This window comes from Geotalea toluenoxydans JCM 15764, from assembly GCF_001311985.1.
Taxonomy (GTDB): Bacteria; Desulfobacterota; Desulfuromonadia; order Geobacterales; family Geobacteraceae; genus Geotalea; species Geotalea toluenoxydans.
In genome coordinates this window covers 1-15328 of sequence record NZ_BBCJ01000023.1, presented here as the reverse complement: position 1 = coordinate 15328, position 15328 = coordinate 1, and the positions used below count along the sequence as shown (strand labels likewise).

General features: G+C 51.8%; 20 protein-coding genes, 1 rRNA gene and 1 pseudogene. 10 read left to right on the top strand and 12 right to left on the bottom strand.

Annotated elements, in window-relative coordinates:
• Nucleotides 1–46 precede the first annotated feature (46 nt).
• The 9 genes from JCM15764_RS24035 to JCM15764_RS24000 form a co-directional block, all read right to left on the bottom strand.
• Nucleotides 47–919, bottom strand: coding sequence for a B12-binding domain-containing radical SAM protein (locus JCM15764_RS24035; protein ID WP_243689072.1), 873 nt, complete (start codon nt 917–919; stop codon nt 47–49).
• Nucleotides 920–942: 23 nt separating this feature from the next.
• Nucleotides 943–1362 carry a B12-binding domain-containing radical SAM protein gene (locus JCM15764_RS24030; RefSeq protein ID WP_243689071.1) on the bottom strand — a complete coding sequence of 140 codons (420 nt, stop codon included), beginning with the start codon at nt 1360–1362 and terminating at the stop codon, nt 943–945.
• On the bottom strand, nt 1359–1571 hold the full coding sequence (locus tag JCM15764_RS24025; RefSeq protein WP_243689070.1) for a hypothetical protein: 213 nt from the start codon (nt 1569–1571) through the stop codon (nt 1359–1361). The genes JCM15764_RS24030 and JCM15764_RS24025 overlap by 4 nt, the downstream gene beginning before the upstream one ends.
• A gap of 8 nt (nt 1572–1579) precedes the next feature.
• Nucleotides 1580–2155: an SPASM domain-containing protein gene (locus tag JCM15764_RS24020; RefSeq protein ID WP_243689069.1), complete on the bottom strand. Its 576-nt coding sequence runs from the start codon at nt 2153–2155 to the stop codon at nt 1580–1582.
• Nucleotides 2103–2387 carry a radical SAM protein gene (locus JCM15764_RS24015; protein ID WP_243689068.1) on the bottom strand — a complete coding sequence of 95 codons (285 nt, stop codon included), beginning with the start codon at nt 2385–2387 and terminating at the stop codon, nt 2103–2105. The genes JCM15764_RS24020 and JCM15764_RS24015 overlap by 53 nt, the downstream gene beginning before the upstream one ends.
• On the bottom strand, nt 2384–2737 hold the full coding sequence (locus tag JCM15764_RS24010; protein ID WP_243689067.1) for a hypothetical protein: 354 nt from the start codon (nt 2735–2737) through the stop codon (nt 2384–2386). The genes JCM15764_RS24015 and JCM15764_RS24010 overlap by 4 nt, the downstream gene beginning before the upstream one ends.
• 62 nt (nt 2738–2799) lie before the next feature.
• Entirely contained in the window at nt 2800–3468 is a 669-nt protein-coding gene (locus tag JCM15764_RS14680; protein WP_054697040.1) for a glycosyltransferase family 2 protein, read from the bottom strand.
• 115 nt (nt 3469–3583) lie between these two features.
• A complete protein-coding gene (locus JCM15764_RS24005; RefSeq protein WP_243689066.1) occupies nt 3584–3751 on the bottom strand; it encodes a DUF3473 domain-containing protein in 168 nt (55 codons plus the stop codon).
• The gene (locus JCM15764_RS24000; protein ID WP_243689065.1) at nt 3745–4296 is read right to left on the bottom strand and encodes a polysaccharide deacetylase family protein; all 552 of its coding nucleotides are present in this window, start codon (nt 4294–4296) and stop codon (nt 3745–3747) included. The genes JCM15764_RS24005 and JCM15764_RS24000 overlap by 7 nt, the downstream gene beginning before the upstream one ends.
• Before the next feature lie 486 nt (nt 4297–4782).
• Here JCM15764_RS24000 and mltG point away from each other — a divergent pair.
• Both mltG and JCM15764_RS14665 read left to right on the top strand, forming a co-directional pair.
• A pseudogene (gene mltG / locus JCM15764_RS28590) lies at nt 4783–5738 on the top strand (endolytic transglycosylase MltG).
• The gene (locus JCM15764_RS14665; RefSeq protein ID WP_054697037.1) at nt 5707–7653 is read left to right on the top strand and encodes a response regulator; all 1947 of its coding nucleotides are present in this window, start codon (nt 5707–5709) and stop codon (nt 7651–7653) included. Before mltG ends, JCM15764_RS14665 begins: the two are co-directional and overlap by 32 nt.
• A 40-nt stretch (nt 7654–7693) precedes the next feature.
• On the opposite strand, the gene JCM15764_RS14660 is transcribed toward JCM15764_RS14665, so the two are convergent.
• A complete protein-coding gene (locus JCM15764_RS14660; protein ID WP_054697034.1) occupies nt 7694–7957 on the bottom strand; it encodes a hypothetical protein in 264 nt (87 codons plus the stop codon).
• Nucleotides 7958–8173: 216 nt separating this feature from the next.
• Nucleotides 8174–9145 carry a sensor domain-containing diguanylate cyclase gene (locus tag JCM15764_RS14655; RefSeq protein ID WP_243689062.1) on the bottom strand — a complete coding sequence of 324 codons (972 nt, stop codon included), beginning with the start codon at nt 9143–9145 and terminating at the stop codon, nt 8174–8176.
• A 296-nt stretch (nt 9146–9441) separates the two neighbouring features.
• On the opposite strand from JCM15764_RS14655, the gene JCM15764_RS14650 reads away from it, so the two are divergent.
• From JCM15764_RS14650 to JCM15764_RS14630, 8 genes are all read left to right on the top strand, one after another.
• Nucleotides 9442–10965, top strand: coding sequence for a TolC family protein (locus JCM15764_RS14650; RefSeq protein WP_243689061.1), 1524 nt, complete (start codon nt 9442–9444; stop codon nt 10963–10965).
• 72 nt (nt 10966–11037) lie between these two features.
• Nucleotides 11038–11409 carry a hypothetical protein gene (locus JCM15764_RS23985; RefSeq protein WP_243689060.1) on the top strand — a complete coding sequence of 124 codons (372 nt, stop codon included), beginning with the start codon at nt 11038–11040 and terminating at the stop codon, nt 11407–11409.
• Nucleotides 11400–12017, top strand: coding sequence for a 4Fe-4S dicluster domain-containing protein (locus tag JCM15764_RS23980; RefSeq protein WP_243689059.1), 618 nt, complete (start codon nt 11400–11402; stop codon nt 12015–12017). The genes JCM15764_RS23985 and JCM15764_RS23980 overlap by 10 nt, the downstream gene beginning before the upstream one ends.
• Entirely contained in the window at nt 12018–12755 is a 738-nt protein-coding gene (locus JCM15764_RS14640; protein WP_243689058.1) for an FAD/NAD(P)-binding protein, read from the top strand. It begins immediately after the preceding gene.
• Nucleotides 12752–12865, top strand: a complete 114-nt coding sequence (locus JCM15764_RS23975) for an iron-sulfur cluster-binding protein (protein WP_243689057.1) — start codon at nt 12752–12754, stop codon at nt 12863–12865. Before JCM15764_RS14640 ends, JCM15764_RS23975 begins: the two co-directional genes overlap by 4 nt.
• 139 nt (nt 12866–13004) lie before the next feature.
• Nucleotides 13005–13604, top strand: a complete 600-nt coding sequence (locus tag JCM15764_RS14635) for an NADH-quinone oxidoreductase subunit B family protein (protein WP_243689056.1) — start codon at nt 13005–13007, stop codon at nt 13602–13604.
• Nucleotides 13597–13704, top strand: coding sequence for a hypothetical protein (locus JCM15764_RS30635; protein ID WP_500778431.1), 108 nt, complete (start codon nt 13597–13599; stop codon nt 13702–13704). The genes JCM15764_RS14635 and JCM15764_RS30635 overlap by 8 nt, the downstream gene beginning before the upstream one ends.
• Nucleotides 13698–14873 carry a Ni/Fe hydrogenase subunit alpha gene (locus tag JCM15764_RS14630; protein ID WP_369412345.1) on the top strand — a complete coding sequence of 392 codons (1176 nt, stop codon included), beginning with the start codon at nt 13698–13700 and terminating at the stop codon, nt 14871–14873. Before JCM15764_RS30635 ends, JCM15764_RS14630 begins: the two co-directional genes overlap by 7 nt.
• 170 nt (nt 14874–15043) lie before the next feature.
• On the opposite strand, the gene rrf is transcribed toward JCM15764_RS14630, so the two are convergent.
• Nucleotides 15044–15160, bottom strand: a 5S ribosomal RNA gene (gene rrf, locus JCM15764_RS14625).
• Nucleotides 15161–15328 lie beyond the last annotated feature (168 nt).

The following is a 15328-nucleotide window of genomic DNA, read 5'->3' as shown; positions in this document are numbered from 1 at the left end:
AGTTAATCTTAGAAAAAAAGGTCATAGGCACAGGTCAACATCCTCTTCAGGCTGAGTCCTGGGTTTTGCCATAGTCCCTGAAATCGTCCTTCGCCTTCTTCGATCGCCGGTAGAACCGCAGATAAGCCTTGATCAGCAAGAACTGAAGCAGATGTCGATTGATGCGCGGATGGCGGAAGACAAGGTGGAGAGCATCGTAGAATTTCCAACGCTTGAGAAATATCCGCTCCTTTAATTCCCTGTAAAGGGGGGTGCCGGGATATGGGGTCAGGATGGAAAACTGGGCAATATTGGTGTTCAGGTCAACCGCCATCTGGATGGTCCGCTCCACATCCTTGGCAGTCTCATTGAGATGGCCGAGAATATAGCTGCCAAAGACCTCGATGCCATTTTCCTGCAAAAGCTTTACCGCCTTTGCGGTTGCCTCCCCCTGATTCTCTTTCCCCAGTGTTTTCAATGATTCGTCATCGGCACTCTCGATGCCGAGAAAGACCGTTTTGGACCCGGCCTGTGCCATGGCTTGCACCATCTGCGGGTTACCGACGATGTTATCGACGCGGGAGAAGTTCCACCATTGCAGATCATAGGAGCGGGCGCGGATTCCATCGGCAATGGCAATGACACGCTCCGGGGAAAGGCTGAAGTTGTCGTCGACAAAGGCAACGGCACGGAAGCCGTAGCGGTTATACACCTCGTCGAGCTCTGCCAGCACCGATTCCGGACTGCGGCTGCGCCAGCGGCGCCCGAAGAAAGAGGAAGAGGAACAGAAAGAACATGCCCCGGGGCAGCCTCGGCTTGTTACTACCGGCGTAAGGGGAATACCGTTCAGGGACGCGCTGTACTTGCTCAGATCCAGAAGATGACGGGCGGGCAAAGAAAGCAGTTCCGGGTCGGGAACTGGACCGTTGGCCGTCTCCACCAGCTTCTTCCCGTCACGGAAGATTATGCCTCAACCTCGGCCAGGTCTTCACGCCGTTCCAAGCTTTGAAGCAACCGGGGAAAGGTCAGATCACCTTCTCCCTTGACTATGCAATGCACATGACCGGTACGAAGGATCTCTTCTGCCATGAACTGCGGATGGGGGCCACCCATAACTACCGGACGGCCTATGGCTGCCGCCTGCCGTGCAATCTCCATGGCTTTTTCTATGCGAGTCGTGTCGGAAGTGATCCCGACAACATCTGCTGCTTTGATATGAAAGGGATCGAGACCCGACGGTTCACACTGCAGGTCGATAACCTGTACCTTGTGACCAGCCTGTTCAAGGCTCGCTGCAATGTAGAGCAGCCCCATGGGCGGCAGACTGACCCCGAAGGTGGTAAAGACCCCTGTTGATGGCGGGTTTACCAAAAGGACATTCATGCTTTTACAGAACCGGCCCGCTTTGTCTCTCCTGCTTCAGCGGTAAATTCCATTTTCCAGGCCGGGTCGGCAATCCTGGCATAATCAGTAGCGTACTTGTCCATGTCCCCCGCCAGGTCGGTGAAAATTTCACCTGCCCCCTCGTGAGTGGAGTAGGTGCCTTCCATGGCAAACATTTCACGCCCCACCTCAGGATGATCGATCAGCATGCAAGGTCTCAGCAGGTTTTCGTGGGAGCCTGTTTTTCTCTGATCTTACGGAAGAGTGGCGATTTCAGTGCCTCGTTTATTGAAGTGCGGCGTATGTTGTCCACGGCAAAATGGCAGAAGACGCAGGGTTCGATATCGCCATTGGCATTGACATGGAAATATTTACGGCCACCGGCAATGCAACCGCTGATGATGGGCCCGTCATTCCAGAAATCGATGATCAGCATGGGCTTTGAACCGCGGAAATCGGCTGTCCTTCGCCGCATCAGGTCTCGCTGTTCCGGGGCAGGCATCAAGGCCATATCCGGGTTACGCCCCACCGGAACATAAGAAAAAAGCCAGAGGGCAAAACAGCCCTTCTCAACCAGCATGTCAATATAACTGCCATCGGTAATAATATCCGTATTCCTGCTGGTGTGGGTAAAGGAGCCGCAGAATGAAAGCCCTGCATTTTTCAGCAGATCCATGGCGTGCATCACCTTCCTGAAGTGGCCAGGGCCGCGTCGTTCATCGGTCTCGGTCTCATAGCCTTCAAGGGAAAAGGCGGGCATGACATTGCCGACCTCGATGAGTCGCTCCACCATAGCCTCGTCTATCAACGCCGTGGGTGAAGACGAGGAACGCCATATCCGAATGCTTTCTGAATATCTCGAATATATCATCCTTGAAGAAGGGTTCCCCCCCGGAAATAACGGCGAAATACACCCCCATTTCCTTCATCTGGGTAAGCACCGAGTCGATCTCTTCCAGGGAAAGCTCCAGGGACTTTTGATAGTCACCGGCATAGCAGCCGTAGCAGGATAGATTGCATTTCATGGTCGGCTGATCACAACTGTCGAAGGGGGATAGTAGCCTTCCCGGTCGGCCCAGGCTTTCCGCTTATTGGTTCCGGAGAGCAGATGGTTGACAGCAAGGTTTGTGATCCATTTATCCCGCTGGTTGGGATGCAAATCACGAAGGATGCGGCGGGGAAACTCCATACTTGGATGGTTGTCACGAAGCAGCTGGCGCATCCATCTGATGCGATCCCTGTAATAATCCTTTTTCGGGATCAGTTCCATCAGGTAAGTCATCCTGGCCAGGTTTTCATTGGACGAATTGGTCGCCAGCGAAAGGAGCAAAGAAACTATTTTTTCTGTCGAGTAGTTTTTCAAACTCTGGAGCATGTTCACCCACTTCATGAAACTATTTAAAGATTATAAGGGCTTTCCCAACCTGAAGTCCGTTTTCAAGCACGCATGTAGCGCAAAAAGGTCATACAGATATTCCAGGTATCGCGTACCGGTCTGTAATGGCTTGTAGCGCGCCCATCCGCCACGCGCGCCGCTATCGGAATGGAACCAATAGTAAACCCGCCACGCCAGGCCTTCATCAGTATTTCCATCTCCAGGTCATAGCCTTCAGAGACAAGATTGATGCTGCGCAGCAGATGACCGGAATAGTAGCGAAAGCCGGACTGGCTGTCGCTTATTTCGAAACCGGTACGCTTTCTCATGCACCAGACGCCGAAACGGTTCCAAAAACTGCGCAGCCCGGCCATCTGGTCAAACTGGGAAAATCGCGATGCTATCAGGATGTCAAGATTGTTCCCCTTGGCATGTTCAATCAGGCAACCGATGGCGGAAATGTCGTGCTGGCCGTCGGCATCAATTGTCACAATCCCCTCGAATCCATGCATCAGCGCCCAGTTGAACCCGGTTCTCAGGGCGGCGCCTTTACCCATATTACGGCGATGGCTGATGAGATTGAGCGGCAAACCCTTGATGCAGGTGGCGGTCGCGTCCATGGAGCCATCATCGACTACCAGCAGCGGTAAACCTGAAGACAATGCTTCCTTAACCACGGCAACAATTGTCTTTTCGGCATTATAGGCCGGAATAATTATGCAGCTTCCCACTTTTCCACCAACTGTCTCATGGTACAGAACTTGAGTGATTGCAGAAGATGCCTGAGCCGGCCCTCGGCGTCGCTCCTGGTTCCATATGCGGCAAAGGATTTCAGGGGCGGAAGGCTCAAGCGCGGACCAGATGGTCCATTTCCCGAGGATGGAGATAAAAAACCGCAGGCATTCCCCCATTGTTAAGTTTCCTGGCAGTATGGGTGATCAAACCCAAGGGGAAAAATCGGAATCCCCATCCGCCACCGGTCGGGAGGTTGCCGATGGGAGAAGGTGTCACCATGGGCGGCACCTCGACAATACTGCTCCCGTGGTCGCAATAGCAAAAGGAGTGCGAGGCCCCTTTCGGTCACCCACAAATGGAAGCGGATTGTAACTGGAATCGTACAGGTAACCCTCCTCTTGGAGGATATCCACTGCCCAAGAGATCCCTGGGCCAATGGACCATTGGGGCGCCCTGAAACCGACAGGCTTGCAGCCGGTTTGCCTGCCTATTACTTCCGCCGTCCGTCTAATCTCATCCCTGAAATTATTCGGCCCCAACCGAGGCACCAGTGTATGAGAATACCCATGGGATGCAATTTCGTGTCCGTCTCTGACTATATCGCCAGCCAAAGTCGGCTCCTCTTCGGCGACGGAGCCGAGCATGAAGAAGGTGGCCTTGATATGATACTCGGCCAGAATTGCCAGGATACGCTCGACATTCTGTCGCACCCGCCTGGACTCTGGAGGTAAAACCGGCTTCGCCTCGTAATTGCTGACGTGATACCAGTCTTCCACATCGATGGTCAGCGCATTATGCACATTTTCAGGATCAAGCCTTTTCAAAGATCCGCCGGTGTCCGAGTACTCGGTTAAACTCTTCTGTTCCCACTGCAAAACCTACTATTTATGAAAATTCCGCCAATTTAGCCATCAAAACAGGGCTGGCAACCTGAGATAAACAAGAAAAACGGTCCTCTCACGGTAAAGCTAATTAGCAGAGCAGGTTACACCATGTAAACAGCTAAGTCAATAAAGCAGCCGTCGGCATATCCGGGGTGACGAGCAGGCTCGTATCGGCAGGGATGCCATAGTAAAATATGGGCTTTTGGCCTTGACATAAAGGCTAATATAACCTACAAATGGCTGAATATTGGCCTTTTATGGGCAGTAGCCACCAAAATGCAAGACACTGGGACATGAAATTTAACTTCTTAAAAAAGAAAAAAAAAGTACCGCATTCCAGCAGTTCTCCTGCTGTTGCTGCTGCTACCGACGCTGCGGCTGGGATTTTTTGCCGGCAATCCCGCAGGCAGCGGCAAAACTATTGAAATGATTACCATCTCTCCGGGAATGACTCCCGGCAAAATAGCTGCAGAACTCCATAGAAGAAAACTGGTCTCCAGCACACGCCTTTTCACACTTTATGCCAGGCTTCGCGGCCTTGATGCCCGGTTAAAGGCTGGCACGTATCAATTCAACGACGGCATGTCCCCCGGAGAGATACTGGGCAAGCTGGCTACAGGGGATGTCTACCGGTGCCTGTTTGCCGTACCCGAAGGCTACTCCACTTTCCAGATTGCTGAAATGCTGGAGGCAAAAGGCTTCTTCAGTAAAAAATCCTTTCTCAAACAGTGCCGTGACAAAAAAATGCTTCACGACCTGAATATTCCGGGCTTGAGCGTTGAAGGCTACCTCTATCCAGGTTCCTACAATGTTGTGCCGGGCATGTCGGAAAAGGACCTGATCGAGCAAATGGTGGAGAAGTTCCATGAAGTATACTCCGTCAGGTTCGCCGACAGGGCAAAAGAGCATCCCTTCGACCAGGTGAAGGTCCTCACCATGCCTCCATGATAGAAAAAGAGGCCATAGATCCGTCAGAACGCCCCCTGATTGCCGCTGTTTTCCATAATCGCCTTAAAATGGGGATGCGCCTTCAAAGCGACCCAACCGCGGTATACGGGGTAAGAGCCTTTGCCGGCAACGTCTCCAAGCAGGACATCATGCGCAAATCATCGTACAACACCTACAGGATCAAGGGATTGCCGCCGGGGCCCATCGGCAATCCAAGCAGCGCCGCCATCGAGGCGGTCCTCAATCCGGCACCTGCAGATTATCTCTATTTCGTAGCGAAAAAAAACGGCAATCATCATTTTTCGACCACTCTTGAAGAGCACAACCAGGCGGTGAACCGATACCTTAAATCCTCCTCCAAATCCGCTCCCCCAACATCCGGGAAAACGGCGGGGTACGCAAATGACTACCCGAGTATTACTGGCAGAAGATAACGCCGCACTGGCGCAGATGCTGCAGACCTTTCTTGCGGCGCAAGGTATGGAAACTATCATTGCCGGGACCGGTACTGAAGCCATGCGTGTTCTTGCCTCAAGCCCGGTGGATCTCCTGCTCCTAGACCTGAAGCTGCCGGAGCTGAGCGGCGTGGAACTGCTGCAGAGACTGCGCAAATCGCCTGAATTGGCATCTTTACCCGTCATTATCATGACCGGTGTATACAGGGGAGAGAAATATGCTTTGGGGGCACAAAAACTGGGAGTTCGTCACTACCTGGAAAAGCCCTTCTCCAGGCAGGCGTTCTTGAACGCGGTGAATTCATCATTGACAGATGTTCGAGAAATTGGAGAGGCGCAGAATCTCTTCAGCAAAATTCTCAGCATCCATGAAACCGGAAAAAGCGGCACGCTCTCACTGCCCCAGGGGGTCCGCGTAATATTTCTCCATGGGGAGCCGGTTTCATTCATATCCAAGGGGGAACGTGGTTTTGCTTCCTTTCTGACCTCCACCGGGAAAATAGCCGGCGATGACCTGAATCTTTTCCTCAGTTCTGGCGAAGGGCGGCTTTTCTTTAACCACACCGGCCTTCTCACCTATGATGATCTGGTCGAGGAATCACGGCTTTTTCTTACCGCAGCAATCATTTCCGCCCTGAGGGAGAAGACAGGCTTCAGCTTCCAAGAGGAATCTTCACCAAATGTGGAATTTCCCCTGACTCCCCTGTCGGTACCCCGTCTCTTATACCAGGCAGCCAGGGAAAACAGCATCCCCTTCGAAAGGGAACAGTTCATCAGTGTCAATGGCGGAAAGTACCCGGTCAGAACTTCGCTCTTTTTTCGCCTCACCAACCTACTCACGCTTCGCCGGGAAGAAATCGACTTCCTGCAGCAGCTGGCCGCACGGCGACCCCTGAAGGAATTGGTTGCCGCGGCCGAAACGCCCGGCGAAGCGGCTGCATTTTTTTATTTTCTCTTTGCCATGGGCATGCTGGCTTTCCGAGACGTTCAGTCGGCAGATGATGAACCCGATTTTGTGCAAAGGAACCTGTTCAATCGCCCAATGGAGGAGGTCAAAACCGCCGATGAACCAGCTGTCGGTTTCGACGATCTGGTGGAAGAGGTATCGGAAACACTGGAACTAGTAGTGGGCACCGACGGCATGGCGGCGCCGCTTTCCTCGGAAGATATAAATTTCGAACAGACTGTCCAGCGCGAGTATGCCGGCATCCAGCATAAAAACTACTACGAAATCTTCGGGCTCAGCCAGAACACATTCAGCTTCAATGCCCTGAAGGAAGCCTATTTTGCCAAGACCCGCCAGTATTCACCGGAAAAGTTCATGGAACTTTCCGGCACGACCATGAATATCGCCCAGGACATTCTCTCCCATTATGCCAACGCCTACAACACACTCTCCAGTGTAGTTGCCAAGGAACGCTACGATGAGATGCTCAATGCCGATACCACCCTGGGCCTTGACGGAAAGCAGGACGACAGGCTCCAGGCAAGGATCCAGTTTCAGTCAGGAAGCGTCTTTATGGAAATGGGCGAGTTCGAGAATGCGGAAAAAGCGCTTCAGGATGCCTACACCCTTGAACCGGACAATGCAAGCCACTGCGCCTTGCTTGCCCTTGCCATTTACAGGAACCCGGCCAACCGCAGCTCAAAGGCGTCACTGGAAAAAGCAAAGATGCTCCTTGCCAAGTCGCTGCAAATCGAAAAAAACGCAGAGGCTTATGCCTTAAGGGGCTGGATGCTCATGGATGAGGGACGTGAAGGGCTCGCCGAGGGAGAATTTCAGAAGGCACTGAAAATTAATCCTAAGGAAAGCAATGCCCGCAAGGGCTTGAATATGATCGCCGAAAAACGTGAAACCGATAAAAAGGGGCTCTTCAGGAAAATATTCAGCTGAGCTTGCTACTCCACCTTATCCATCTATTCCCCAAGAATCGTTATGTAATCACCAGTTCCCGCACCACGTCCCCCATAATCCTGCGGACTGTCTTTTCCTCAACCAGCTGAAAGAGACGGCTGCCGCTAAAGGCTATTTCCAGGCAATCCTGCCAGCTACTTACCCTTACCGGAACTTCCGTCACGCCATTACCGACAAGACCGTCGAAAATATGCTCCACTCCACCCGTCCTTTTGCGCGGCGCCCTTTCGTGCAGGTCTAGATACACCGCCTGGCCTAAACTATCGTTGGTGATATATATCATGCGGCACCTCCATGGTTTTCTACAGTTAACCACAGAAATACGACACAATACGTCACAATCGGCCATTTCAAAGATGCTACATTCAATAACCCGACAGCATCAGCATTTCGCCTAAGCAGTATCTCTATTTCACCGATTCACAGATCAACCTCTCCCCAAGGTTCAATCTGGGAGAAGATAAGCATCTGGCGCCCTGCAGCTTTTATAAAAACCCTTCTAGCTGCTCATTTTTATGGGCGTACTTCTCACGATACATGTTCCGGTCAGCTTCAATGAGCGCTTCCTGTAATGATTCCGCACTCTCTGCCGTTGCCGCTCCAAGTGAGATGTTGATTTTATGACTGTGCCCCTCAAGGTTGTGGCAAGCAAAGGCTGCTTGATGCGATCGACCGTTTCATCAGCTACGGCTCGCCCTGCCCCAGGAATAATCAGGACAAATTCATCGCCACCAACGCGGGCCAGGGTGTCCCCTGAACGTACCACCTTTCTCAGTACCTGGGCGGTGGCCCTGATTAGTTCATCTCCCGCCGCGTGACCACAGGTATCATTGACGACTTTCAGGCTATCCAGATCAAAGGAAATGATGCTCACGGGGAAGACATCGGCTGCCGAAATTCTTGCCACTTCTGCCTCGAAAAAACTGCGGTTATTGATGCCTGTTAAGGAATCATGGGCAGACAGATGTTCCAGCCTCCTTTCAACCGCCTTCCTTTCACTGATGTCATAGCAGGAACCGATGTAGCCGGAAAATTGGCCACGAAGATCGTAAAACGGCATGCCATGATCGATTATCCAGCGATATTCCCCGTCTGCACGTCGTAACCGGTACTCCATGACGAACGGCATGCGGTTCTTGAAAGAATCCAGATAGATGTTAAGGCAGCGGTCAAAATCCTCGGGGTGCACACCCTCTGTCCAGCCATCCCCCAACTCCTGCTCCATGGTCCGGCCGGAGAACTTGAGCCAGGTCTTGTTGAAGTAATTGCATTTTGCATCAGTCCCAGCCCGCCAGATGAGAGCGGGAAAGTCTTCAAATATTTTCAGATAAAAATCCCGTGAGCGGCTGATTTCGTCAATATAGTGGCTGACCATCCAGTGAAGGATTAGGGAAGTGACAACAACAAAGGCAAGACCCTTGAAAATGGATAAACGCGCGATCATGGAGGCATCTCTGACGATAGCGGTCACAATCATATCCGAAAATAATATCCACAGGCACCCAACAATAAGGTAGCTTCCTGATATCTTGGCAGTTATTACTCTGGCATTACCCTGTCGATCCATTTTTATCCCTTGGCGAAATTCCAACCGATTCCAGCCCTACTAGAAGAGTCGGTTTTTATAGATTAAAACTTTAGCTTCATTTCATAAAAATCCCCTTTACAGTTGCCTGAATAATCGATAAAAATGACCTCTTGTCATCGGGCATGACGTGGCAACTAATTGTATTGCTGCATCTCGGTACAGAACAAAAAGGAATCGTCATGAGACCCCAGATTAAAATATCACTCACCATTCTTTTCTCCATTTATCTGGGTGCTGCTGCCGGCATGGCTTCAGCCGAAGAAGGAGCATTGAGTCTTTCCATGAAAGACGCCATAAAACGGGCGGCTGAAAACAACCTGGACGTTAAGATCGAGCTCTATAATCCTGCCATTGCCGAGGCCGACATACGGAGAAACGCAGGCATTTACGATACCCTGTTAAATGCCCTGGTCAATTACAACAACTCCACCACCAAACCATCAAACGTGGTCATTACAGGGACCGATATCACCAAGCAGCAGTCCTTTGAGTTCAATGCCGGAGTCAGTCAGCTTATCCCCACAGGGGGCACAGTGGCAATCGGCTTCAATAACATCTGGTACAACAACAATTTTGATGCCACCAGGACCCTCACCAACTATTACCAGTCGGACCTTGCCCTTTCACTGAGCCAGCCGCTTTTGAAGAACTTCGGCAGAGAGAACACAGAGCTCGCCATCAATGTCGCCAGATTTGCCAAGGAAGGCTCACTGGAAACTTTCAGGACGAGGCTCAATAACACCGTTTCCCAAGTACTGAACGAGTACTTCAAGCTTTACAGCCTAAGGCAAGACCTGGAAGTAAAAAAGGTATCTCTTACTCTGGCCCAGAGGATCCTGTCCGATACCCAGGGAAGGGTTAAAGCAGGGGTACTGCCGGCCATGGAGATACTCAACGCGGAGTTTGGAGTTGCCACCAGGGAAAAAGATATCATCGATGCACAACGGGCTTTGAACGATGAGATGGACCTTATTCGCGTGCTGTTACAGTTGCAAGGGAACCAGGAAATCATACCCACCGACACTCCCACAAAACAGGAGCTTACCGTGGAGGAAGACGAGGCACTGACCTTGGCCTTTGCCACCCGTCCGGAATTACAAACCCAGCGGGCCAACCTGAAAAGCAGGGAACTGCAGACACGAGCCCTGAGGAATCGCACCCTCCCAGATCTGACCTTTAGAACCAGTGTCTCCCTGACGAGCCTCGATAGAAGCTATGCCAACGGCATCAATAATATCAGCTCCGCCGATTATCCGGTATGGGGGCTGGGTCTGCAGTTGTCCTATCCCCTCGGCAACCGCGCGGCGGAGAATGAATATATTCAAAGCAAGCTGGCACTGGAGCAGACGCGAACTCAGCTGAAAGCAATTGAAACCAATATTGCCAACGAGGTACGGACGGCCATAAGGGGGCTCAGGGCTAGCTTCAAGCAGCTGGAAGTTACCGACCGGGGCAGAGCTTTCGCTGAGGAACGGCTAAACGCCTTCATCAAGAAGAACCAGGCAGGACTCGCCACGACAAAAGATGTGCTCGACGTTGAAAATGATTTGGTAACAGCTCAAAATAACCAGATTCGTGCACTTGTGGATTACAACAACTCCATCACCAGGCTTTGGCTGACAACGGGGCAGCTTCTGGACAAGCAAGGCATAAAGGTAGATGAAAAGCAGGCCGACTCACTGTATGACGAAGCCCGCCGATAAGTTTCCCATCCCATAAAAAAGTTGTCTGCCACCGAATTAGCGTTAGAATTGCAAAGGTAACGCGGAGGTCGTGTGGCAGATAAATTCCTGGCAAGTGAGTCACTGGAAGATTTTTTATCCGACCTGATGCAGATTGGTACCCTTCATGGTCCAACCATCAACCGCCAGGGGGTGTTATCTTTCAATCCTGTTTCTTCTATTTCCGACCTGAACCTGGATTACCACCGCACTCTCCTCCCCAAATACCTTCTCCCTCCAAGACAAGAAACATTGCACTTTGAATCAGCTATTGGCTATAGCTCCCAGCCTCACCCACTGAACGGACTGTACTTTTCGGTCTCCATGCCTGCGATTTGGCCTCCATCGCCTACCTTGACCGCGTTTTTCTGGAAGACCGTTCTGACCCGATATATCAAAGCAGGCGCAGTCGTCTTGTGCTGGTAGGCATTTCCTGCAAGCCCGATGAATTTTGCTTCTGCGGCGAACTGGGAATTGAGTCATCATCGGTGCCATACGACCTATTCCTGGCCAAAGGGGAAGGTGGCTTTATTGTCCTCCAAGGGAGCCAATTGGGGGCAGAGATTATTGCGGGACTTACCAATCTGACAGAAATCACCAGGCTGGCTGGCAAAACGGCAGTAGCGGCAGAAACGGCCGCACACATAGACCGTGCAGTGCAAAGGCACGAGACTTTTGATGACAGCCCCCTCTGGGATGACTTCGCCAGACGTTGTCTTTCCTGCGGCGCCTGTTCCCTTTGCTGCCCGACCTGTTACTGCCTGGACGTGCGAGAGTATGGAGCCCTTGATGGACAGACGGCAACACGTATCCAGGAGTGGGACAACTGTCTTTTCAAAGCCCACGGTGAGGTCACCGGAGGAATAAATTTCAGAAAAACAAGACGGGAGCGGTTCCGCTATCGTTTTTTGCACAAGTACTATGGATTCGGCCCGCTCCGAGGCGTCATCTCCTGTGTCGGTTGCGGCCGGTGCCGGGAGGTGTGCCCGGTCAGAATCGATCTTCTGGAGCTGTTCTGTGAGCAAAGGAACTAAATGACCGGAAACCCTATAATTCACATACCTGCACCAGCAAAAATCATCGGCTTGAAGTCCTTGACATCGGACATCAAATTGTTTCGGCTTCGATTTGTTAACAATGAAACTGGCCGTGGATTCAGATTCATCCCCGGCCAATTCTTGCAGGTATCGGCAACCGGGGTTGGAGAAGCCCCGTTCTCACCTGTTAGTGGTCCCGGATCAGATGGGCTCCTTGAGCTCTGCATCAGGCAAGCAGGCCACGTGACATCTAAGCTCCATACACTGCAAGAGGGAGACCTCGTCTATGTACGCGGGCCCTTCGGCAACGGTTTTCCTGTGCATGAAATGAAGGGACATAACCTGTACCTGCTGGCTGGCGGTCTCGGCATCGTGCCGTTGCACTCGCTGCTCCGCTATCTGGTTGAACGGCGGGAAAGCTTCGGCGCAATCACCTTCATGTACGGCGCCAAGGAGCCCTCCGCCCTCCTTTTGCGTGAAGACCTGCAGGAAGTTTCCTGCGAGAAAAATGTGAAGCTCATGCTAACAGTTGATTTTGCCACTGAAGATGAGGCCGGCAAGCTGCTCTGCAACATCGGGCTGCTACCGGATCTGTTGAGGGGTACCTCTATTATTGCAGAGAAGAGTTATGCCGCCGTCTGTGGTCCCCCTGCCTTTATAGATGCCTTGTCGGCGAGCTTGAGTCGTTGGGCTTTAGAGACGAATGCATCCTGCTCAGCCTGGAGAGAAGAATGAAGTGCGGTCTCGGGCGTTGTGCACACTGTGCAGTCGGACAATCGCTCTGCTGCATCGACGGCCCCGTCTTTCGCTACAGCGAGATCAAGGACATCGAGGGTGCCATATGAGGCCGACTATTGCCTTTGCCGGTCTTACGGCTTGTTCAGGCTGCCAGCTTACCTTGCTCAACTGCGAGGAAGAGCTGCCCCAGGTTGCCGAGAAATTTAGTATCATCAATTTTTCCCTGGGCATGTCCGGGGGAGATGAGTGTTCACCCTTGATGTTGCATTTCTCGAAGGGGCAGTCTCTACACCTGAAGACCTGGAGATTCTGTTGAGCCTGAGAAATCGGAGCCGCCTGCTCATTGGCGTCGGTACCTGCGCCAGGTGGGGAGGGATCGCGGCCATGAAGAATGATCAGTCCCGCAAGGAGCTTGCTGAGGCCGTCTATGGAGATTCAGCTCACTCCCTTTTGACCTTTGCTCCTGGTCCACTGCATCGCTTCGTCACAGTGGATTTTACCATTGTCGGCTGCCCCCCGGAAAAAACCGAGGTACTGGCTACTCTTGCATCGCTCCTTCACGGCACCCTGCCGGTTTTCCCAGACTACCCGGTCTGCACCGAGTGCCGCAACAGTGAAAATCTCTGCCTCCTCATAGAAAAAGACGAACTGTGCCTGGGCCCGCTGATTCAGTCTGGGTGCAATGCCCGCTGTCCCGCTGTTTCCATTGTCTGTGAGGGATGCAGAGGGCCGGTTGTCGAGGCTAACGTTGCCGCAGAACTAGCTCTGCTTCTGGAAAAAGATTTCAGCAAAGAGGAGATCATGAGCAGGATGCGCCGCTTTTATCCGGAGTGGAACAATGAGTAACATTATTGAAATAAAACCGCTGACCAGAGTGGAAGGACACGGCGGCGTCCGTGTCTACATGGATGGCAGCCATGTGGACCGTGTTGAGCTGGCCTGGTAGAACCACCGCGGCTGTTCGAGGCGCTCCTGCGGGGAAAGCATTTCCGGGAAATTCCTGATATCATCTGCCGCATCTGTTCTCTTTGTTCAACGATCCACCGTGTCACAGCGCTGATGGCCGTGGAAAAAGCTTTCGGTATCATTGTATCTAGTGAAACCTATCTTTACCGTCAGCTTATTGTCCTGGGGGGGCACATCCAGAGTCATGCTCTTCATTTATTCTGCCTTGCTCTGCCGGATCATTTCAATGCTGCGGGTTTTGCAGACCTGGCAAAACTGGCACCTGACCTGTTAAAGCGCGGTCTGCGGATAAAAGCGGTAGGTAATGATATTCAAGAGACAATTGGCGGCCGCCTGATTCATCCGGTCAATGTGAAAATCGGCGGTATGGGGCAGTATATTGCCAACAATGACCTCCTCCGTCTACAGCAAAGCCTTAAATCAATACTTGCCGATACTACCAGCACCGTCGAACTCTTTTCATCATTCGCAACGCCAGGACCACCTCTGCCACCTCCCGTCTATCTGGCAGTGAAAGGTGAAAATGCGCCACCACTTTTCGGAGACATGCTGACCACAAGCACTGGAATAGCGGTTAAAGGTTCCGATTATAGATCTGCATTGAAAGAGAGCGTAAGTGATCACTCCAATGGCAAGTTCAGCCATTTTGGTGATGCAAATATTGCTGTGGGTGCCCTTTCCCGACTGAACATGGACATACGGTTAACAGAAGCGGCAGGAAAAGCCTTTGACCAGGCAAAGAGAAAGCTTGTTAATGGAGACATGTGGCAAAATAACCTTGCCCAAGCAATCGAGTTAGTTTTTGCCGTAGAGTCTGCCATGGAGATAATAGATTCTCTTCTGCAAACCGGGCACGGTCATTCAGCGACTGACAGTATTCTAACGCCCCAGGGCGAAGGAACTGCCATTACTGAAGCACCCAGAGGGGTCCTCATCCACAGTTACAGCTTCAATAGTAGGGGATATTGCGTTGGCGCAGACATCATAACCCCCACAGCCATAAACCAAGCTGCCATCGAGCAGGACCTCCTCTCTTTGGCAAGAGCCACGGAAGGGGCAGGAGAGCAGGAAATGAAATTTAAACTAGAGATGCTGGTAAGAGCTTACGATCCCTGTATCTCATGTGCTGTTCACCTTATATCCCTTTGAGGTAGCAATCAGAAAAATGCTTGAAGGAGTAACGACATATGAAGAAGTTGTGGCGATAACTGGGTAAGAGGGAGTGGAGACAGGTGAGGGCGAGGAATGAGGTATCGGTAGAAAAAATCCAGAAATAAAAAAGCCCCAACTGAAAGAACAGTTGGGGCTTTTGAATTAAATCCCGGCGGCGACCTACTCTCCCACACAGCTACCCGTGCAGTACCATCGGCCCTGAGAGGCTTAACTTCCGTGTTCGGGATGGGAACGGGTGTGACCCTCTCGGCATAGCCACCGAGAAACTTTGAGGCAGTGACAGGTGACCAGTGACTAGTGACAGGTTTCGCTCGTTACCCGTCACTCGTTACTCGTCACTGCCGTAGTCTATCTCGGCAATCGCATATATTTGATTTGTAGTAGTAGAGATTGATTTAATATTAGGGGGTGGGGTTGCCACCCCCCTTTTG

Excerpts from the sequence above, each read along its gene's own strand:
- JCM15764_RS24005 (WP_243689066.1), bottom strand. The coding sequence starts at position 3,751 with ATGGTGACACCTTCTCCCATCGGCAACCTCCCGACCGGTGGCGGATGG.
- JCM15764_RS14660 (WP_054697034.1), bottom strand. The coding sequence starts at position 7,957 with ATGATATATATCACCAACGATAGTTTAGGCCAGGCGGTGTATCTAGAC.
- JCM15764_RS23975 (WP_243689057.1), top strand. The coding sequence starts at position 12,752 with ATGAAGTGCGGTCTCGGGCGTTGTGCACACTGTGCAGTCGGACAATCG.
- JCM15764_RS24025 (WP_243689070.1), bottom strand. The coding sequence starts at position 1,571 with ATGCTGATCGATCATCCTGAGGTGGGGCGTGAAATGTTTGCCATGGAA.
- JCM15764_RS24015 (WP_243689068.1), bottom strand. The coding sequence starts at position 2,387 with ATGAAATGCAATCTATCCTGCTACGGCTGCTATGCCGGTGACTATCAA.
- JCM15764_RS24020 (WP_243689069.1), bottom strand. The coding sequence starts at position 2,155 with ATGGTGGAGCGACTCATCGAGGTCGGCAATGTCATGCCCGCCTTTTCC.
- JCM15764_RS24010 (WP_243689067.1), bottom strand. The coding sequence starts at position 2,737 with ATGCTCCAGAGTTTGAAAAACTACTCGACAGAAAAAATAGTTTCTTTG.
- JCM15764_RS14665 (WP_054697037.1), top strand. The coding sequence starts at position 5,707 with ATGACTACCCGAGTATTACTGGCAGAAGATAACGCCGCACTGGCGCAG.
- JCM15764_RS24030 (WP_243689071.1), bottom strand. The coding sequence starts at position 1,362 with ATGAATGTCCTTTTGGTAAACCCGCCATCAACAGGGGTCTTTACCACC.
- JCM15764_RS14640 (WP_243689058.1), top strand. The coding sequence starts at position 12,018 with ATGACCGGAAACCCTATAATTCACATACCTGCACCAGCAAAAATCATC.
- JCM15764_RS14650 (WP_243689061.1), top strand. The coding sequence starts at position 9,442 with ATGAGACCCCAGATTAAAATATCACTCACCATTCTTTTCTCCATTTAT.
- JCM15764_RS30635 (WP_500778431.1), top strand. The coding sequence starts at position 13,597 with ATGAGTAACATTATTGAAATAAAACCGCTGACCAGAGTGGAAGGACAC.